This is a genomic window from Streptomyces sp. WZ.A104 (assembly GCF_002382885.1).
Classification (GTDB): domain Bacteria; phylum Actinomycetota; class Actinomycetes; order Streptomycetales; family Streptomycetaceae; genus Streptomyces.
Window position 1 is genome coordinate 1 of record NZ_NWVL01000019.1, and the last position, 19768, is coordinate 19768.

Sequence of the window (19768 nt, forward strand, 5' to 3'; positions counted from 1 at the left end):
GCCCGGGCGGCGCGCGCGGGCCACGACGCCGCCGGGCGGGCGCTCGACGGCGGGCACCGGGCCGCGGACCCGGTCGAGCTGTGGACCACGGCGGCCGACCTGGCCGCCGTGGCGATCGAGATCGGGCGCTGCGCGCTGGGCGCTCCGCTCGCGCTGGTCGGCCGTGACACCGCGGCCCGCCTGCGGGCCCCGGGTCCTCGCCCGCTCCACGGCCTCGCCGCGATGCTCGACGCCCACCGCTCCGGCGTTGAGTTCGGGCAGACGGCGGCCCTGGCCGGTCACTACGCCAGGTCGGTGCTCCGCCCGCGCACGGGCCCCGGCCTGGTCGTGCTGGCCAACAGCCGGTCCGGTGACCGGCTGAGCGAGGCGGTCGAGGCCCGGCTGAGGGGCATACGCCAGATGACGGAGAACCCCCTGGACAGGCGGTGACGGAACGTGACAGGAGGGGGCTCGCTCCTGGGGGGAGCGGAGAAGGGGCAGGCACGTAGCGTGAGTTGGTAGAGAATTGTGTTGTCAGGGCCAGGCCTGCTTCACACAATGTCTTCGCAGTGTCTTCGCGGGGGGCGGGGCGTGCGGTCCTGGAAGGAGGCGGTGTGACGCCCCGGTTGTCATTCCAGGTGCTGGGCCCGCTCAAGGTGAGCGTTGACGGTCGTCCGCTGCTGCTGCGCAGCGCCCGGCAGCGTACGGTGCTCGCCGTGCTGCTGCTCACCCCGGGCCGCGCCGTCTCCGTGGACGCGCTCGCGGACGCCGTCTGGCACAGCGACCCGCCCGCCACCGCCCGCAACCAGATCGCCATCTGCGTCTCCGCGCTGCGCAAGACGTTCCGCGACGAAGCGGGCGTCAGCGGCCTCATCGAGACGCTGCTGCCCGGCTATGTGCTGCACCGGGAGGGTCATTACGTCGATGTGGCCGACCTGTACGAGTCGGCCGCCGCTGCCCGCTCCGCCGTCGAGGCGGGAGACGCGAGCGAGGCGGCGGCCCGCTTCGAGGACGCCCTCGCCCTGTGGTCGGGCCCGGTCCTCGACGGCCTCGACGGCAGCGCGCTGAGCGGCACCGTGGGCCGGATCTCCGAGCTGCGCATCGACCTGGCCGAGGAGTACGCCGCCGTCCAGCTCCAGCAGGGCCGCTATCGGTCGGTGGTGGAGAGCCTGGGCCCGGTCGTCGCCGAACACCCGCTGCGCGAGCACGCCCGGGCCGTCCTGATGCAGGCCTACCACCTCTCGGGCCGCCGCTCCGAAGCGCTGGACTGCTATCGCGAAGGGCGCCGCGTCCTCGTCGAGGAGCTGGGCGTCGAACCGGGCGCCGAACTGCGGGAACTGCACCGTACGGTGCTGGCGGGCGACGGGCGGGCCCTGATGCGGACCGCCGTCGTGCCGGACGCCGTGGCTCCCGACGCCGCTCCCAGTGCCGTACTCGACCTCGTTCCCCGTCAACTGCCCTTACCTCCCGAGCCGTTCGTCGGACGGGAGGGCGAACTGGAGCTGCTGCGGCGGATCGTGCCGCCGGGGCCCGGCTACTCCGGCGGCCCGACGGCCGGCGTCGCCGCCATCTGCGGTCCCGCCGGGGTCGGCAAGAGCGCGCTCGCCCTGCACTGGGCCGACCGGGTCGCCGGACGTTTCCCCGACGGCCAGCTCTACCTGGACCTCCAGGCGCACGGCCACGGCTGCCCCGGAACACCGCAGGCGGCCCTCGACCGGGCGCTGCGCGCGCTCGGTGTGCCCGGCACCTCGATCCCCGAGAGCCTGGAGGACCGGGCCGCGCTCTACCGCGGAATCCTGGACGGCAGACGGCTGCTCGTCGTCCTCGACAACGCCCGCTCCGTTGAACAGATCCGTCCGCTGCTGCCCGGCCGCGGCTCCGTCCGGGCCGTGGTCACCAGCCGTGACCCGCTGCACGGGCTCGCCGGGACGCTCGCCGTGGCCCGGGTCGAGCTGGGCGCCATGAGCGCGGCCGAGAGCCTGGACCTGCTCGCCGCCACGATCGGCGAGCACCGGGTGACGGCCGAACCGGTCGCGGCCGAGCGCCTGGTGGACCTGTGCGACCGGCTTCCGCTGGCGCTGCGGGTCGTCGCCACCCGCCTGCTCTCCGACCATCGGTGGTCGCTGGGCCAGATGGCGGCGCGGATGGAGGACCGCCGTGAGCGCATCGGTGTGCTCAACCCGGGTGAGAGCGGGCTGCGTTCGGGCGTCTGGCTCGGCTACCGTGCCCTGTCGGTGCAGGCCGCACGCTTCTACCGGCAGCTGAGCATGCTGGAGGTGCCCGACGTCCCCGCCTGGATCGGCGCCCCCGTCCTCGGCGTCACCCCGGCCGCCTCCGAGGAGCTGCTGCACCAGCTCGTCAAGGCCCAGCTCCTGGAGGCCCGCCCCGCACACGGCGGCGGGACCCGCTTCCGCTTCCAGGACCCGCTGCGGCTGTTCGCCCGGGAACGCTGCCTGGCCGAGGACAGCCCGCAGGAGCGCGATCAGGTTCTGGAGCGGGTCATGGCCGCCGTGCTGACGCTGGTGTACGCCGCCCAGGAACAGCTGTACGGCAGGGGCGAGGCCCCGCAGGAGAGCCCGGCGTACATCGAGCCCGTACCGGGGGAGACGGTCAGTGAACTCGTCGCCGACCCCATCGAGTGGTTCGAGGGTGAGCGGGAGACGCTGGGCGCCCTGGTGGCGCAGGCGGTCCGCGACGGGCAGGCGGGCCGCGCCTGGCTCCTGGTTGTCGGGACCGTTCCGTTCTACGAGACCCGCAACTACCTGGAGGACTGGCGGCGCACCGCCGAATGTGCCCTCGAAGGCGCCCGGCGCGCGGGCCACACGCGAGGCGCGGGCACGATGCTCCGCTCCCTGGGGACGCTCGCCATCTACCAGCGCCGCTACGAGGAGGCGCGGGAGCGGCTGCTCACCGCCCTGGTCCACCTGGAGCGGACGGACGACACCCAGGGCCGGGCGATCGCGCGGCGCAACCTCGCGGTGTGCGCCCGCTTCTTCGGGGACATCGCCGAGGCGGCCCGCTACTGCGAGGAATCCCTGGTGCTGTTCCGAAGGGCCGGGGACTACTCGGGCCTCTCCCACGCGCTGGGGCTGCTCGCCCAGATGGAGATCGAGCAGGGCAACCCCGAGCGCGGCGTCGAGCTGAGCAACCAGGCCATCGAGGTCAGTTACGAGGCCGGGTCGCTGCGCAGCCGTACCCAGAACCTCTACCGGCTGGCCGAGGCCCTGCTCGGTACGGGCCGGTCGGCACAGGCGGAGCGGATCTGCCACGACGTGGTGGGTCTCGCCCGCGGCCAGGGCGACCGGCTCGGCGAGGCCCACGGTTTGTGCGCCCTCGGTGAGGCGCAGTGGCGGCAGAACGAGCCGCACCGCGCCCGCGCCAGCCTGCTGCGGGCGCTGCGGCTCGCCGAGGAGGTGGGCGACCGGTTCCTCCAGGCACGGATCGTCATCCATCTCGCCTGCGCCGAGGCGATCCGCGGGACCGCCGGGGCGGGTGAGCCGCTGGACTGGGCCCAGGAGGAGTTCCGCACCTTCAACGCGACGATGTGGGCACGGCGGGCGGGGCGGCTGCGCGAGGTTCTGGAGTCCCACGACACCGTCCGCCCCATCGAGGGCTCGGTCCTGGTCTGCCTGCTCGCCGACGGCTGACCCGCCTGCGGGTCACGTCCAGGGCAGGTCGTCGTCCGCGGTGGTGACGTGGGCCCTGACCTCGGTCCACGGCAGGTCGCCCGTGTTCTGCTCGGCGCCCATGGCGGCCAGCAGGGGAAGAAGCAGGAGGAGCGCGGTGCCGGCGAGCGCACGTGCGACCGAGGTACGGGGCTTACGCATGAACGATTCTCCTCATGGTGGCCGGTAATGCTGGAAGAAACTCCCTGACGAGGTTTCTGTAAGCATCATAGGAGGCATATGCTTTTGATTCGATGTCCCGGCCATTTCGCGCACTCGAAATCGTGCCGATAACGCGCTGAAAGTGCCCGCGCATAGATTTCCGGCGATGGATTCGCCGAGGGTCCGCGGGACGGAGATGCGCTGTGGTGAAGTCTGCTGGTGTGGCTTTCCTGCCCGCCGAGGGAGCCGCCGAGGGAGTCGATGCGGGAGCCGTCGAAACCGATGCCCCGGGGGCGTTGGCCTTCCGGCTGCTGGGCCCGGTCTCCGCGACCCGGGAGGGCGCTCCGGTCCCGCTCTCCGGCACGAAGATCCACACCGTGCTCGCGGTGCTGCTGCTCGCCCGCGGTGCTCTGGTGGCCGACAGCCGGCTGAGCGCCGCCCTGTGGGGCGACGCGCCGCCGCCCACCTCGAACGCGCAGATCTACACCTACGTTTCCCGGCTCAGAAAGACACTCGGAAACCGGGTGGAGATATTCCGGAAAGGGCCGGGCTACGTTCTCGACGTTCGTGCGGCCGAAGTCGATCTCTTCTCCTTCGAACGGCTCGACCGGCTCGGCCGTCAGGCCCTGGAAGAGGGCCGCCACGAAGAAGCGGGCAGACTGCTCGGCGGTGCGCTCGACTGCTGGAGCGGCCACGCCCTGGAAAACGTGACCGAGCATCTTCTCCAGTTCGAGCGGCCGCGGCTGGAATTCCTGCGGGCGCAGGCGCTGGAGCGCCGGATCGAGGCGGACCTGTCGCTCGGCCGCCACCGCTCACTGGTGCCCGAACTCCTCTCCCTGGTGGCCCGCTTCCCCATGGACGAGAACCTCCGCGCCCACCTGATCACCGCCCTGCACCGCTCCGACCGGCAGGCCGAGGCCGTCCAGGTCTACGGCGAGGGGCGGCGCATCCTCGACGAACAGCTGGGTGTCGTGCCCGGGCGACGGCTCAGCACGGCCTATCTGCGGATGCTGCGGGGCGAGGGCCCCGGCGTTCCGCCGCGGCGGCCGCCCGTGCTGCTGCCCGCCCGGGCCGCCGCGTTCACCGGGCGCACCGCCGAGGCGGCCCGGCTCAGATCCCTGCTGCTGAGCCGACCCTCGGACCCCGCCGCCCGGCTCAGGGCGGCGCTGGTCACCGGGATGCCGGGCAGCGGAAAGACGGCCCTGGCCGCCGAAGTGGCCCACGGCTGCGCCGAGGCGTTCCCGGACGGTGTGGTGCACGCCGAACTCCACGACGCCGACGGGGCCGCCCGGCCGCCCGGCGCCGTCCTCGGCGACATCCTCGCCGCGCTCGGCGAGGCCGGAAGCGCCGAACGGACCACGGACCGCAACGGACTGACGACCCGCCACGGCCTGAACGAACTGGTCGTCCGCTACCGGGCCCGGACCGCCGACGCCCGGCTGCTCGTGGTCCTGGACGACGCGTCCAGCGACGTACAGCTGACCGGGCTGCTGCCCGCCGGACCGGACAGCGCGCTGCTCGTCACCAGCCGGGGGCGGCCCGCGTGCGTGCCCGCCGCCCATACCGTCGGACTCGGACCCCTGGGCGACGTTGACGCCGCCGCGCTGCTCGCCGAAACCGTCGGGGCCGAGCGGACCGGCGCCGAGCCCGGGGCCGTCCGGGACCTGGTCCGCCACTGCGCCGGACTGCCACTCGCGCTGCGGATCGCGGCCGCCCGGCTCGCCGCCCGCCCGCACCGGACCATCGCCCGGTTCGCGGACCGGCTGGCCGACCCCCGCACCCGGCTTGCCGCCCTGAGCTACGGAAGGCTCGACCTGGCCCGCACGCTCGGCCGGGCCCTCACCCGGCTGAGCCCGGCCACCGCCGCCCTGGTGCCCTGGCTCGCCGCGGTGGGGCCGGGCCCCTTCACCGCCCGGCTCGCGGGCGAGCTGACCGGCCTGACCGAGGCCCAGGCGGAACACGCCCTGGAAGAACTGGTCGACGGCAGCCTGCTCCTCGCCGAGCCCGACGGCCACCTCGGCGAGGGCCGCTACCGCTTCCACTCGCTGGTCCTGCTGTACGCGGACACCACGCCCCGGCGCGAGCTGCCCCGGTGAGCCCGCGTCAGGCCGACGGCAAGTCCGGCGACAGCCCTGTTCAAGACGCGGCCGAGGGTGGCCGCGATGAAGCCCAAGGATGGTGACTGCCATGAGTGAGGCGGCCCCGATCACTCGCCAGTACGCGGCACAGGCCCTCTCCTCGGCCATCGAGGAGGCGGCCGGACTGCTGGAGGTGCGGTACGAACGCGAGGACGTACTGCGCATCCTGGACCTGTACGGAGGAGATCTTCCCGAGGCCCTGATCGCGTTCCGGGTATCCACCGGCGCAAGCCGCGCGGGTGAGCTGGACTGCCGGTTCACCGTGCCACAGGACAGCGACCCGTACCGGCTCGCCCTGGAGAACGGTCTGCTGGAGACGACGGACCACCCGGTGTCCAGGCTGCTCTCGGAGGTGCACGACACCTGCCCCGTCGACGGATACGGCATCGACTTCGGCGTTGTGGGCGGGTTCAAGAAGATCTGGGTGGTGCTGCCCCGCACCGCTCTCCAGGACGTCGCGAAGCTCGCCGAGCTCCCGTCGATGCCGCCCGCCCTCGGCCGGAGCCTCGACTTCTTCGACCGGCACGGCCTGGGCGACACCGTGGGCCTGCTCGGCATCGACTACCGCAACCGCACCGTCAACATCTACTTCGGCGAGCCGCCAGCCGGGGGCATCGCCCCCGAGTCCGTGCGGGCCATGCTCCGCGAGGTCGACCAGGCCGAACCCAGCGAGCAGATGCTCCGGCTCGGCCGCGAGGCCTTCGGCGTCTACGTGACCCTCGACTGGGACTCGCCGGCCATCACACGGATCTGCTTCGCCGTGGCGACGACCGACCCGGCCTCCCTGCCCGTCGAACTCGACGAGCGCATCCGGCTGTTCGTACAGCACGTGCAACGGGCCGATCCGCACACGCGGTTCGTCTACGCGGTCGCCTCCCAGCCGGACGGCGAGTACTACAAGCTCCAGTCCTACTACCGGTGGGGCGCCGGCGTGCCGGAGATCATGCAGCTCCCCGAAGGGTCCCTCGCGGACCCGGTGTGAGCCCGCCTCCCTCCACTGCCCCCTCTTCCCTCTCCCTATCTCTCCCTCTTCCTCCTCGACTTCCTCTGGAAGGACGCACCTTGAGCACCGTAGAAGTCCCGGTACTGATCGTCGGCGGTGGCGGATCCGGCCTGGCCGCCTCCGTCTTCCTGTCCGGCCACGGCGTCGACCACCTGCTGGTCGAGCGCCGCGACGACACCTCGCGCCTGCCGAAGGCGCACTACCTCAACCAGCGGACCATGGAGATCTTCCGCCAGTACGGCCTGGCGGACGACGTCACCGAACCGGCGGCGTCCCCCGAGCAGTTCGGCAAGGTCCGCTGGCAGACCACTCTCACCGGCGACGGCCCGCTGGACGGGCGGGTCATCCACGAGATGGACGGCTTCGGCGGCGGCGGACTGCGCGAGGCGTACGAAGCGGCGGGACCCGTGCTGCCCGCCAAGCTGCCGCAGCTGCGCCTGGAACCGGTGCTGCGCCGCCATGCGGAGGAGCGCAACCCCGGGCGCGTCCGGTTCGGCCACGAGCTGATCTCGCTCACCGAGGACGAGGACGGCGGGAGCGTCACCGCCGAGATCCGCTCCACCGAGAACGGCGAGACCACCACGGTCCACGCGCAGTACGTGATCGCGGCGGACGCCGGCCGCACGGTGGGCCCCGCCCTCGGCATCCGTATGGAGGGGCTGCCCGCCCTGTTCGACGCCACCACCGCCTACTTCTCCGCCGATCTGTCGCCGTGGTGGACCGAGGGCTCGGTCATCACCTGGTTCCTCAACCCCTACCGCGCCGACCTGTCCAGCGCCCTCATCGAGATGGGCCCGACCTGGGGCAAGCACTGCGAGGAGTGGGGCCTGCACCTGCCGCTCGCCGGGATCGACCGCGACGACGACGAAGCGGTGACCGGCCGCATCCGCGAGGTGCTGGGCCTGCCCGAACTGGAGCTGACCCTGCACGAGGTGACCAGCTGGACCGTGGAGGCCGTGCTCGCCGAGCGCTACCGCCACGGCCGGGCGTTCCTCGTCGGCGACGCCGCCCACCGCCAGCCGCCTGCCGTCGGACTCGGCCTCAACAGCGGCATCCAGGACGCGCACAACCTCGCCTGGAAGCTCGCCGCCGTGCTCTCGGGCCGGGCGGGCGAGGGCCTGCTCGACACCTACGAGGCCGAGCGCCGGCCCGTCGGGCAGTACAACCTGGGCTGGGCCATGTCCGCCGCCGCGCACCACCAGGTCGTCATCGACGCCGCCGTCGGCCTCGGCCCGCACGTGCCGCCGGAGCGCCGCACCCCGGTGTTCTTCTCGTACTTCTCGCCGACCCCGGTCGGGGCCGCCCAGCGCGCCCGGGCCGCGGAGATCTTCGCCACCCACCGCGGCGAGTGCCAGGCACTCGACGTGGAGACCGGCTTCGCCTACGAGCAGGGCGCGGTAGTTCCGGACGGCAGTCACCCGCCGGCCCGCTCGCCGCTGGGCGATGTGTACCGGCCGACGACCCGGCCGGGACATCTGCTGCCGCACGCCTGGGTCGAGCGGGACGGCCGCCGGGTCTCCACCCACGACCTCGTCGGCTCCGCCACCGGCTTCACGCTGATCACCGGGGCGGACGGGGCGGCCTGGGCCGACGCCGCCGCCGTGGCTGCCGAGAAGCTGTCCGTCCCCGTGACCGTGGTCCGGATCGGCGCGGGCGGCGAAGGCACGGAGTGCACCGACGCCGACGGCGTCTGGCAGCGGCTGCGCGGTACGGACGGGGCGGGCGCGGTCCTCGTCCGGCCCGACCAGCACGTGGCCTGGCGCGTCACGGGCACCGCGACCGATCCGGCCCAGGCCCTGACCGAGGTGCTCTCCCTCGTCCTGGGCCACGGGGCCCCGTGACCGCCCACGACGTCTGCTCCACCTGCCCGGACTCCCTCACGAACACGGAAGAAGCAGCATGATCAACAGAAGGTCCTTCCTCACCGGCGCCGGCGGTGTCGCGCTCGCCGCGACGGCGCTGTCCGGTGCCGCGCAGGCGAAGCCGGCCGGCTTCGGCACCCAGTGGAGCCGACTGGCCGACCGGCTCCGGGGGCGTCTCGTGCTCCCGTCGGACGCCGACTACCAGCGGGCCAAGCAGCTCTACCAGGTCCAGTTCGACGCCACCAGCCCGCGGGCGGTCGCCTACTGCGTCTCCACCTCCGACGTGGCCAACTGCATCCGCTTCGCCGAGGCCTACGGCATACCCGTCGCCGCGCGCAGCGGTGGGCACAGCGCGGGCGGCTACTCCACCACCCCGGGCCTGGTCATCGACGTCTCCGGGCTCAACTCCGTGGAGCTCGGCAACGGTTCCGTGCGGATGGGCCCCGGCGCCCAGCTCGTCGACATCACGGACACGCTCGCACCGGCCGGGCTCGGCATCTCCGGCGGCTACTGCCCCACGGTCGCGGCGGGCGGGTTCTTCCAGGGCGGGGGGATGGGCCTGTTCACCCGCAGCATCGGCATCGCCTCCGACAAGGTGACCTCGGCGCAGGTGGTCCTCGCCGACGGGTGCACCGTCACCGCCTCGGCGAACCGTCACAGCGACCTGTTCTGGGCGTTGCGCGGAGGCGGCGGCGGCAACTTCGGGATCGTCACGTCCTACGACGTCACGCCCTCGCCGCTGACCGATGTGGCCGCCATCAACCTCGTGTGGACCTTCGACCAGGCCCTGGACATGCTGGACGGCTGGACCCGGTGGCTGCCCGACGCCCCGTGGACGGTCGGCAGCGGTGTCAACGTCACGCTCGCCGACGCCGCTCCCGGCGGAGTGCCGACCGCCTCGGTGTTCCTCGGCTCGGTGGACACCGGCCCGGGGTTCCAGGAGGAGATCGCCCGGCTGATCTCGCTGGTCGGCCGCCCCCCGGTGTACCAGCAGAAGTTCAACGCCCCGTACAAGTCGGTACTGATGTCGCTGTACCAGTGCTCCGAGCTGACGGTCCAGCAGTGCCACCGCGCCGACACCTCCCCCGACGGGAAACTCCAGCGCCCGGCGTTCGGCGCCTGGCGCAGCCGTCTGTTCGAGCGGACGATGCCGCGTGAGGGCTGGGCCAGGGCCCTGGAGACGTTCGACTCGAAGCGGTTCTCCGGGCAGATGCGCCAGTTGCAGATCTCGGCACTGGGCGGCCGGGCCAACACCGTGGCCCGCGACGCCACCGCCTATGTCCACCGCGACAGCCTCTTCTCGGTCAGCTACCTCACCTCGAACGCCTCCGGGCCGGTCTCCGACGAGGCCAAGAGCGCCGCGTGGGAGTACGTGGACGACGGCTTCGCGACGATCGACCCGTACTCCAACGGTGAGACGTACCAGAACTTCATCGACCCGCGCCTGCCGAACTGGCAGCGCTCCTACTACGCCGAGAACTACGCGCGGCTGGCCCGGGTCAAGCGGAAGTACGACCGGTACGGATTCTTCCGGTTCGCGCAGAGCATCCGCTGATCCGCCACCCGGCTCCGCACGGGGTTCCTCCCGGCGGAGCGGGTCCCTCCCGTAATCCCTGGCCATTCCCGCCGGTTCGGACCGGCCGAGACAGGAGCACTCCATGAAGATCGCGGACCGCGCGCGTCCGGCCCCGCCGACGCTGCCCGACGGGATTCGCCCAAACGAGGTGACCCGGGCCACGAACCGGCTGGTGGCGTACGTCAGCGGCAGAACCGACGACGACGGCGCGATACGGGAACAGTGCGAGAGCAGAGTGCTGGAATCCGCGCTCGCCCTCGCGCTGATGACCCGGGCCGGGGACGTCTCCCCGGCCCGGGACCGCCTCCTGGCCTATCTGCGCGGCCACCAGGAGTCCCCCGACGAGCTCGACCGGGTCCTCGCCTCACTCGCCGTCGGCGGTGCCGCGGGCCGGGCTCCCGGCGGCGACAGCGCCCTGGTCGCCACCCTGGCGGCAGGCGTACTCGGTGCCGCCCCGGGCTTCATCTCCACCCGCCGCCGCCTCATGGTCTACGCGGTGCTCGCGGTGCTCGGCTGCCCCCTGCCCGCCGACGCCGAACTGCCGGGCGGCGGCGAGGTGCCCACCGACCCGCTGCACTCCTGGGCAGCCGTCCAGCAGGCGTCCATCACCCTGATCCTGGCCGCCGCCCTCGGCGTACGGAACCGGGCCACCGACGCCGCCCTGGACACCCTGGTCGCCACCGACCCGGCCGCCACGGTATGGGAGGGCTACGCGCTGATGCACCTGCTGGTGCTGCACGCGCTCGCCGGTACGCCCGGTCACGAGGAGACCGTGCGCCGGGGCCTGGCGACGCTGCTGCGCCACCAACGTACCGACGGCGGCTTCCCGTTCGTCCTGGAGATGCACAACTGGTGCACGTCCACCGGAGGCCTCGCCCTGCACGCGGCAGGCGCGGACCCCGCACTGCTGCGCCGGATGGCTGCGACGCTCGCCGCGCAGCGGGGCGGGGCCGAGCTGCGCTCGCTCTCCCGTGGCGCGGCGCTGACCGGCGGCTGGTCGATGTCGCCGATCGTCGCGCAGAACGATGTCGACGACACCTCCTGCGCCCTGGAGTTCCTCCAGGTGGTCGACCCGGTCGCGCATGCCGCGACGGTACGGGACGGGGTGGCCGCACTGCTGGCCGTGCAGGGCGCCGACGGCGGCTTCCCCACCTATGTCCGGGACGCTTCGTCCGAGCCGTGCATGACGGCCGCCGCGGTCTGCGCGCTCGGCCCGCACCCGGCCACCGCACCGCAGCGGGCCAAGGCGCTCGGCTTCCTCGCCGACCACCAGCTCGCCGACGGCGGCTTCGAGCCGGGCTGGAGCCGCAGTCGGCTGCACAGCCTGTTCCGGGTGCGGCTCGCCGCCTGCACGGCGGGCCCGAACGACCCGCGCACCGCCGCGATGGCCGCGCGGATCGACCGGACGGTGCGCGAGACGCAGAACGCCGACGGCGGCTGGGGCATGCAACCCGGCGACCCCAGCGACGACATCAGCACCGCCTACGGACTCATCACGCTGTGCCACGCGGAGGACCCGCGGCCCGTCGGCACCGCCCTGACCTGGCTGCTCGACCGGCAGAAGGCCGACGGCAGTTACGGCGGCCCACCCGACATGGTCGGCCCGCGCCCCTTCGCCTACCACTTCCCGCTCCTCACCGACATACCGGTGCTGCTCGCCCTCGGGCACGTCCGTGCCCGGGTCCTGCACCTCTGAACGCACCATTCACCCCCACACCGACCACGGATCACCCCCACACCAACCACGGAGAGACAGACATGCTGCGAAAACTGGCCGCCTTGCCCAGCGGAAGGGTGGGCAAGTGGGTCGTCATCGCGCTCTGGGCCGTCGTACTGGTCCCGGCGCTGATGCTCGCCGGGAAGCTCGGCGAGGCGGAGGAGAACGACAACTCGGCCTGGCTGCCCGCCAACGCGGAGGCCACCGCCGTCGTCGAGCGCGCCCAGAAGCTGATGCCCACCGACTCCGTGCCCGCGATCGTGATCTACGAACGGTCCGGCGGCGTCACCGACGCGGACCTGGCCAAGGCGGGGGCTGACGTCCAGGCCTTCCAGGACATCGACAACGTCGTGGGCCCGGCCCAGGGCCCGGTCAGGTCCCAGGACGGCAAGGCCATCCAGACCGTCATCCAGGTCCACAAGGACAAGACCGGCTGGGAAGGGCTCGGCAAGGTCGTCGACGCGATGGCCGAGGTCGGCGAGAAGGACGCCGACGGACTCAACTTCTACGTCACGGGACCGGCGGGCTACGGAGCCGACTCGATCAAGGCGTTCGGCGGCGGCGACAGCGCGCTCACGACCATCACCGCGCTGGTCGTGGTCGCGATCCTGCTGCTCACCTACCGCAGTCCGGTACTGCCCCTGCTGCCGCTGATCACCGTCGGCGTCGCCCTGACGGTGGCGCAGGCGCTGATCTACCTGCTGGCCAAGGACGCCGGCCTGGTCGTCAACAAGCAGACCAGCTTCATCCTGGTCGTCCTGATCTTCGGTGCCGCCACCGACTACGCACTCCTGCTGATCTCCCGCTACCGGGAGGAACTGGCCCGCCACGAGGACCGGCACGAGGCGATGGCGGAGGCCCTGTACCGGGCGGGCCCGGCGATCGTGGCCAGCGCGGCGACCGTCGCGATCAGCCTGATGCTGCTGATGCTCGCCGTGCTCAACTCCACCAAGGGGATGGGCCCGGCCTGCGCCATCGGAGTCCTGGTCGGCCTGCTCGCCATGGTGACGCTGATGCCCGCGCTGCTGGTCGCCTGCGGCCGGTGGATCTTCTGGCCGTCCAAGCCGGTGCACGGCGCGGTCGCGGAGGAGAAGGAGACGATCTGGACCCGGATCGGCAACGCGATCTCCGGCCGTCCCCGGCTGGTGTGGGTGGGAACCGTGGCGGTGCTCGGCCTGATGTCGCTCGGCGCGCTCGGGCTCGACGCCAACGGCCTTTCCAACAAGGACCAGTTCACCAACAAGCCGCAGATGGCGGTCGGCGAGGAGATCCGCACCGAGCACTTCCCGGCCGGATCCGGCGACCCCGTCTACGTCGTGGCCAAGGCCGAGGCGGCCGACGAGGTCCGGACGGCACTGGCCGGGGTGGCCGGGGTCAGCAGCGTCGCGGACCCGGTGGTCAAGGGCGGCGAAGCGGTGCTGCTCGCCCAGCTCGCGGACGAGCCCAGCAGCGAGGGGGCGATGCGCACCGTCGAGCGGGCCCGGGACGCGGTCCACGGCGTCGATGGCGCGAACGCCCAGGTCGGCGGCAGCACCGCGATCATGGTCGACACGCAGAACGCGGCCGCCCGGGACTCCAAGGTGATCATCCCGATCGTGCTGCTCGCGGTGCTCCTGATCCTGGGTGTACTGCTGCGCGCGGTGGTCGCGCCGCTGCTGCTGATGGGGACGGTGCTGCTGTCGTTCGGCGCGGCCCTCGGCGTGAGCAGCCTGGTGTTCGAGCACATCTTCGGCCTGGCCGGGGCCGAGTCCTCGTTCCCGCTGCTGGCGTTCGTGTTCCTGGTCGCCCTCGGCATCGACTACAACATCTTCCTGGTCACCCGGGTCCGCGAGGACGCGCTGCGGCTCGGCACCCGGCGCGCCGCGCTGACCGGACTGTCGTCCACCGGCGGTGTGATCACCTCGGCGGGCGTGGTGCTGGCGGGCACCTTCGCGGCGATGGCCTCGCTGCCGCTGGTGTTCGCGGTGGAGCTGGGCTTCGCGGTGGCGTTCGGCGTGCTGCTCGACACCCTGGTGGTGCGCTCGGTGCTGGTCACCGCGCTGACCCTGGACGTGGGCCGCTGGATGTGGTGGCCCAGCAAGCTGTTCCGGCGCTCCGACGGCCTGGGGCAGCCCGAGACGGAGGAGTCCGGCAAGGTGCCCGCGTACAGCGGGAGTTGAACCAGCCCCTGCCACCGGCCCCCGGCACCGCCGCCTGTCGCGGCGGTGCCGGGCGGGCCCGGTGGCAGCGGCGATCGCATGCACAGTCCGGGGCAGGCCCGGACACACTTTCGCGGGGGCAGACCTATGAGTGCAGCGAGAACGGACGGCGATGGTTCCCGCCGTATAGCCGAACTGGAGTACGAAGTACGGGAGTTGAAGCGAGCCAACGAGACGCTCAAGCAGTACGTCAGCAGGGCGCTCGACCTCGACACCGCATCCCACCGACGCCCGGACGACCGGGCCCCGGACAGCGTGGCACGAGCCGCCCCGGGTCTCACGGCACGAGCCGCCCCGGAGCCGACGGACCCGCCGCGCCGCCCCGGTCTCGGTACCGGCACCGGTCTCGGCAGCGGTCTCGGCACCGGACCGGGCGCCGTGGTGGAATTCCGCGTGCTCGGCCCGGTCGAGGCGGCCGTCGGCGGTCGGTGGGTGGACCTGGGCGCGCCCAAGCAGCGCGCGGCGCTGGTGCTGCTGGTGAGCCAGGTGGGCCAGCCGGTCTCGGTCGACGTCCTGGTGGAGGCGCTGTGGGACGGGCGGCCACCGCAGTCCGCGATCACCTCGCTGCACGCCTACATCGCCAATCTGCGCCGAGCCCTCGAACCGCACCGCGCACCGCGCACCCCCTCGACGGTGCTGTGCACGCGCGGCCGCGGCTACCTGCTGAACAGCCGGGCCGTCGAGGTCGACGCCCACCGCTTCTGGACGAACGCCACCGCCGGCTGGCAGGCACTGGACCGGGGGGACCCGAGGCGGGCGCTGTACGCGTTCGAAGCGGGCCTGGCCCTGTGGCGTGGGGAGGCCTACGCCGAGGTGGCCGCGGCCCCGCTCGTCGCACCCGAGGCCGTACGCCTGGAGGAGCTGCGCCTGTCGGTGATCGAGGGCCGCTGCGCCACCCTGATCGCGGTGGGCAACCACGAGATGGCGGTGCCCGAACTGGTGGCGTTCACCCAGGCCCATCCGCTGCGCGAGTACGGCTGCGAACTGCTCAGCCTCGCGCTGTACCGGGCGGGCCGGCAGGCCGACGCGCTGTCGGTTCTGCGGGCCCACCAGAAGCGGATGGTGGAGGAGCTGGGCATCTCCTCCAGCCCCGCGCTCCAACACCTGGAGCTGGAGATACTGCGTCAGGCGCCGGAACTCGAACACTCCTGAGGGCTGTCCCGCCAGGGACGACGGGACAGCCCCTGGCCCGGCCACTGCCGAGGAAGCCTCTGGCGCGGCGACCCCGAACGGGGCCGCCGCGCCAGAGGCTTCCTCGGCCGGGTCAGCGGGCGAGCACCAGCGTGGTGGGGGAGGGGGTGTCCACGAACCGGATGTCCTCGAACCCGGCGGCGGTGAGCCACGCGTGGTAGTCGGCGCGCCGCCATGTGGAGCCGTGGCGGCTCTTGAGGAGCATCTCCCCGGCGAAGGTCAGGGCGAACGGCGGCCCGCTGCGGTCGTCGTCGGTCGTGTAGTCGGAGACGACGAGCGTCCCCCCGGGCCGCAGCGCCCTGCGGATGCGGGCGAAGACCGCCCGGTTGTCCTCGGGCCCCTCCTGGTGGGCGATGTTGGAGTACATGACGACGTCGTGCTCGCCCTCGCCGAAGCCGACGGTGTGGAAGTCGCCGTCGATGTGGTCGACCCGGTCGCCCACCCCTTGTTCGGCCAGCAGTCGGCGGGCGATCGCGTTGATCGGCGCCCAGTCGATCTGGGTGGCCCGGGCATCGGGGTTGAGCCCCAGCCAGACGGCCGAGCAGACCCCCGAACCACCGCCGATGTCGAGGATCGAGACCTTCCCCGCCCCGGCCAGCCCGAGCTCCTCGGCGGCGAGGTGCGCCACGGGCACGGCCTGGGCGGCGATGGCCTGGACGAGGTTCTCCCAGTGCGGGTTGTCGGCGACCTCCACCACCGCGTCCGTCACCGGCCCCCCGGCGCGTACGACGTCGGGCAGCGCGGCCAGCGACCCCAGGTGCCCCATCTTCAGCCGGGCGAACCCGGCCAGCGACCTCGGCCGGTCCGCCACGAGGAAGGCGGACGCCTCGGGGGAGTTGCGGTAGCCGCCCCGCTCCACCTCGACCACACCGAGCGCGACCAGCCCGTCCAGGAGCGCCTGCGCGCCGCGCGGCGCGATCCCGGCCCGCTCCGCCAGTGCCGCCGGAGTGGTGACGCCGTCCTCCAGGTGCGTGAACAGGTCGTACGTCGCCGCCGTGCCCAGGACCCCGGTGGCCCAGTAGCCGTTGATCATCCGCAGGATGCGGTCGGAGGAGATGCCTGTCGGTGTGCCGGTGCTGCTCATGCGATCCTCCCCGCGTACGGACGCGGCGCGGCCTCGGCGGCCAGGCGCGTCCGGTGGTCGTGTGATGTGCCGTCGACCCAGGTGCCGAGGGCCATCTCGGCGGTGATCCCGGGGCCGAAGCCGGCGATGACGCCGGTGGCGTCCGCGGGCAGCGGCCCCTCCTCGAACCGTCGGCGCAGCGCGTCGAGCACCACCGCGCTGGCGATGTTCCCGTACTCGCTCAGCGTTCCCCAGCTGTGCCGGAACACCGTGCGGTCGACCCCGAGGTACTTGGCGAGGTCGTCCAGGATCCGGGGGCCGCCCGCGTGGACGATGTAGAAGTCGAGGTCCGCCGCGTTCCAGCCGTGGCTCGCGGCGAGGTCGCGCAGGACCGGGGCGAGCGGTTCCATGGTGCCGGGTACCCGGCGGTCGAGCTGGAAGTGGAACCCGGTGTCGCGCACCGCGTACGAGATCCACTCCTCGGTGTGGGGAATGAGGTAGGAGGCGTTGCGCCGCAGTTCGACGCCGGTGACTCCGGGGCCGCCCCGGCCGCGCACCACCGCCGCCGCGACCGCGTCGCCGAACAGCCCGTCGGACAGCAGCGAGCCGATGTCGTCGGCGTCGGGCTGGTAGCACAGCGAGCACAGCTCGCACGAGACGATCAGCACATTGCTGTCGGGGTGGGCCGCGCAGAAGTCGTGGGCGCGGTTGATCGCCGCCCCGCCCCCCGCGCAGCCCAGCTGGGCGATGGGCAGCTGGCGGGTGTCGTAGCGGAACCCCATGGTGTTGATCAGCCAGGCGGTGAGCGAGGGCATCATGAATCCGGTGCACGACACATAGATGATCGCGTCGATGTCCTCGGCCCGCAGCAACGCGTTCGCCAGGGCTTCTTCCACGGCCTCGGGGCAGCGCTTCTTGGACTCGGTCTCGTAGATGCGGTTGCGTTCTTCGAACCCCGGGTGGTCCAGGGTCTTTTCGATGGGCTGCACCAGGTGCCGCTTCTGCACCCCGGTGTTCACTATCAGTCGGAGAGCGAGCGGAAGCTGTGGCTTTCCCGCATGGGCTTTCCTGGCGAAATCCAGGGTCTGCTCCATGGTGATGATGTATTCCGGTACGCGCACCGCGGGCTTGCAGAGGATGGGCATGTCCGGCGTCTGCCTCTCAGAAAGTGAAGACATTTCTCGTGTCTTGTCTTCGGTTATCAGGGTGTCAATTTCGTACGTCGGGCTTGCCCGCTCCTTGGCGTGCGCTTGCGAGCACCGCGCGGGCGATCGCGTCCGCGTCGCCGAGGGTCATGGAGTCGACGCCGGGGCGGATTCCGGCGGCGGTGACCCAGTGCACGCCCTCGGTCGGCACCCCGAGGGCGAACCGGCGCGGATGGACCCGCCCGGCCGCGTCGACGAGCCGGTACGGGCGCTCGGTGACGGCCAGCCCCCGAGTCGTGTACGCGGCCCCGCAGGAGCCGCCGATCCGGAACGGGGCGGCCTGCCCGCTCCCCACCAGCCCCCGCAGCAGCGGGTCCGCGGTGCGGGTGAGATCCGGCTCGGGCAGCCGCGCCTCGATCAGGGCGGTCGCCGACACCGGCGGCCCGGGCACGACATCGGAGACGACGCGGAACGCGGCCCGCCGCCCGCCGGGTTCGGCGGCACCGGGGGCGAGGACCCGCACCTGGGGCCCCATGATCTCCACCACGCCCGCCTCGACGAGCGCGATCAGTTCCTCCACCCGCGAGACGGGCGGGCCGATCGACAGGAACGCGTTCAGCGGGGTGTACCAGCCCTGGAGATCGTCCCGGTACGAGTCGCCCTCCAGCCGCCCGTGGTCCACCGCCGCGCGTATCTCGTTGCGCAGATCCCGCAGGACGTCCAGCGCGGCCTTCAGCGGACCGTCCGCATTGCCCGCCCGGGCCTCGCGCACATCGTCGGCCAGATGGCGCAGGAGCCAGGCCCGGTGGGCCTCCCGGTCGCTCAGGTCACGGCCCTGCCAGGGACGGGCCAGCCGCTCCCAGTCCCACCGCTCGCCCGGCGCGATCGCGGCCGCCTCCAGCAGCCGGCCCTCGGCCGCCCTGTCCTCCGCGGCCAGGAAGTCCCGTACGAAAGACGCACGTTCGGGCTGCCGGCCACGGGCGGACAGCAACGTGCCGTAGTAGACGCTCTCCACCTCCTTGGCGATCAGCGGCCACAGATCGGCGACGAAGGACAGCCGCTCGCCGTCCTCGGCGCGCCGGTGCAGCCGGGCCACCGTGCGGAGCGTCAGCAGCCGCGGCTCGTGGCGGTCGTAGGGACCCTTCCGGTTCTCGCCGCGCGCGTGGTACGGCACACCGCGCCGGGACCCGGCGACGATCCGCGGCTCCCGCCCCGAGGGCCGGTAGTGCAACAGGCCGCCGTCGCGGACGAAGACACCGCCCCGGTCCTCGGTCAGCAGGGCGAGCACGTCGAAGAAGCTGAGCCCGAGGCCCCGTACGAAGACGGTCTCGCCGGGCGCGAGGGCCGACAGGTCCAGGTCGGCCGGGTTCGCCGGGGCGATGTAGGTCAGACCGTGCCTGGCGGCGGTCGCCGCCAGGGTCCGCTGCCCGGACATGGGGACCGCCGGGACGTGTCCCTGGGCCAGGACCACGGCGTCCAGGCCGGTCAGCCGGGAGCCGTCCGCCAGGAGGAGCGACTGCGATCCGCCCGGCCCGCTCCCGTCGTGCAGCGCCACCGCACTGGTGCGGTGCTCGACGACGGTGACATGCGCGGGCGCCGCCTCCCGTACGGTGCGGAAGGCGTCGAGCAGGTACGCGCCGTAGAAGGCGCGCGTGGGGTAGTCGTCGGGGCCGAGCCGGGCCGCCTCGGCCAGCACCTCCGGTGGGAACCGGGCGCGTACCGGAGGGTCCGCCGACCGCAGGGCGAGGTCAGTGGCCCACGCGTACAGACTCGGCCCCTCCTCCACCGGGCCGTCCATCGTCACGGTGTGGTCGGTGAACACGGTCACCTGCGAGGCGACGGTGTTCATCAGCAGCCGCCGCGACTGCCCGGTGCGCCACACCTTTCCCGCGCCCGGTGCGTACGGGTCCACGACATGCACGGTCACAGCCGTGTGCGCCGGGGACTTGCGCTCGTTGGCGCACAGCCGCTCCAGGACCGACAGACCGCGCGGCCCCGCTCCGACAAGACAGACGACAAGCACGGACTCTCCTTGAAGGGGGATACGGAAACGGAGGGGGCGCCCCGGG

The 19768-nt window shown here is 72.7% G+C and carries 13 protein-coding genes; 9 read left to right on the forward strand and 4 right to left on the reverse strand.

Features of this window, described 5'->3' with window-relative positions; all coding sequences use genetic code 11:
* Positions 1-429: hypothetical protein (locus tag CIB93_RS37880; RefSeq protein ID WP_218839774.1), on the forward strand; the 429-nt coding region annotated here is incomplete at its 5' end.
* A gap of 164 nt (positions 430-593) precedes the next feature.
* On the forward strand, positions 594-3626 hold the full coding sequence (locus CIB93_RS12780) for a BTAD domain-containing putative transcriptional regulator (protein WP_096626914.1): 3033 nt from the start codon (positions 594-596) through the stop codon (positions 3624-3626).
* A gap of 12 nt (positions 3627-3638) precedes the next feature.
* On the opposite strand, the gene CIB93_RS37885 is transcribed toward CIB93_RS12780, so the two are convergent.
* Entirely contained in the window at positions 3639-3806 is a 168-nt protein-coding gene (locus tag CIB93_RS37885; RefSeq protein WP_179500082.1) for a hypothetical protein, read from the reverse strand.
* 221 nt (positions 3807-4027) lie between these two features.
* Here CIB93_RS37885 and CIB93_RS12785 point away from each other — a divergent pair, with 221 nt between their 5' ends.
* From CIB93_RS12785 to CIB93_RS12815, 7 genes are all read left to right on the forward strand, one after another.
* The gene (locus CIB93_RS12785) at positions 4028-5902 is read left to right on the forward strand and encodes an AfsR/SARP family transcriptional regulator (protein ID WP_257002160.1); all 1875 of its coding nucleotides are present in this window, start codon (positions 4028-4030) and stop codon (positions 5900-5902) included.
* A 91-nt stretch (positions 5903-5993) separates the two neighbouring features.
* On the forward strand, positions 5994-6926 hold the full coding sequence (locus CIB93_RS12790; RefSeq protein ID WP_096626915.1) for an aromatic prenyltransferase: 933 nt from the start codon (positions 5994-5996) through the stop codon (positions 6924-6926).
* Positions 6927-7006: 80 nt separating this feature from the next.
* The gene (locus CIB93_RS12795; protein ID WP_096626916.1) at positions 7007-8788 is read left to right on the forward strand and encodes an FAD-dependent monooxygenase; all 1782 of its coding nucleotides are present in this window, start codon (positions 7007-7009) and stop codon (positions 8786-8788) included.
* 58 nt (positions 8789-8846) lie between these two features.
* Positions 8847-10364 (forward strand): FAD-binding oxidoreductase, encoded by a 1518-nt coding sequence (locus CIB93_RS12800; protein ID WP_096626917.1) that lies wholly within the window; start codon positions 8847-8849, stop codon positions 10362-10364.
* Between the two features lie 103 nt (positions 10365-10467).
* Positions 10468-12081 carry a prenyltransferase/squalene oxidase repeat-containing protein gene (locus CIB93_RS12805; RefSeq protein WP_096626918.1) on the forward strand — a complete coding sequence of 538 codons (1614 nt, stop codon included), beginning with the start codon at positions 10468-10470 and terminating at the stop codon, positions 12079-12081.
* Positions 12082-12143: 62 nt separating this feature from the next.
* Positions 12144-14261: an MMPL family transporter gene (locus CIB93_RS12810; protein WP_096626919.1), complete on the forward strand. Its 2118-nt coding sequence runs from the start codon at positions 12144-12146 to the stop codon at positions 14259-14261.
* A 126-nt stretch (positions 14262-14387) separates the two neighbouring features.
* Positions 14388-15452 carry an AfsR/SARP family transcriptional regulator gene (locus tag CIB93_RS12815; protein WP_096626920.1) on the forward strand — a complete coding sequence of 355 codons (1065 nt, stop codon included), beginning with the start codon at positions 14388-14390 and terminating at the stop codon, positions 15450-15452.
* A gap of 112 nt (positions 15453-15564) precedes the next feature.
* Here CIB93_RS12815 and CIB93_RS12820 read toward each other — a convergent pair whose 3' ends face one another.
* The 3 genes from CIB93_RS12820 to CIB93_RS12830 form a co-directional block, all read right to left on the reverse strand.
* Positions 15565-16575, reverse strand: coding sequence for a class I SAM-dependent methyltransferase (locus tag CIB93_RS12820; protein ID WP_096626921.1), 1011 nt, complete (start codon positions 16573-16575; stop codon positions 15565-15567).
* Positions 16572-17699 (reverse strand): type III polyketide synthase, encoded by a 1128-nt coding sequence (locus CIB93_RS12825; protein WP_257002161.1) that lies wholly within the window; start codon positions 17697-17699, stop codon positions 16572-16574. The genes CIB93_RS12820 and CIB93_RS12825 overlap by 4 nt, the downstream gene beginning before the upstream one ends.
* 64 nt (positions 17700-17763) lie before the next feature.
* On the reverse strand, positions 17764-19722 hold the full coding sequence (locus CIB93_RS12830; protein WP_096626922.1) for an FAD/NAD(P)-binding domain-containing protein: 1959 nt from the start codon (positions 19720-19722) through the stop codon (positions 17764-17766).
* Positions 19723-19768 lie beyond the last annotated feature (46 nt).

Coding starts and splice junctions, on each gene's coding strand:
- CIB93_RS37885 (WP_179500082.1), bottom strand. CDS start 3,806: ATGCGTAAGCCCCGTACCTCGGTCGCACGTGCGCTCGCCGGCACCGCG.
- CIB93_RS12790 (WP_096626915.1), top strand. CDS start 5,994: ATGAGTGAGGCGGCCCCGATCACTCGCCAGTACGCGGCACAGGCCCTC.
- CIB93_RS12800 (WP_096626917.1), top strand. CDS start 8,847: ATGATCAACAGAAGGTCCTTCCTCACCGGCGCCGGCGGTGTCGCGCTC.
- CIB93_RS12805 (WP_096626918.1), top strand. CDS start 10,468: ATGAAGATCGCGGACCGCGCGCGTCCGGCCCCGCCGACGCTGCCCGAC.
- CIB93_RS12810 (WP_096626919.1), top strand. CDS start 12,144: ATGCTGCGAAAACTGGCCGCCTTGCCCAGCGGAAGGGTGGGCAAGTGG.
- CIB93_RS12815 (WP_096626920.1), top strand. CDS start 14,388: ATGAGTGCAGCGAGAACGGACGGCGATGGTTCCCGCCGTATAGCCGAA.
- CIB93_RS12820 (WP_096626921.1), bottom strand. CDS start 16,575: ATGAGCAGCACCGGCACACCGACAGGCATCTCCTCCGACCGCATCCTG.
- CIB93_RS12825 (WP_257002161.1), bottom strand. CDS start 17,699: ATGCCCATCCTCTGCAAGCCCGCGGTGCGCGTACCGGAATACATCATC.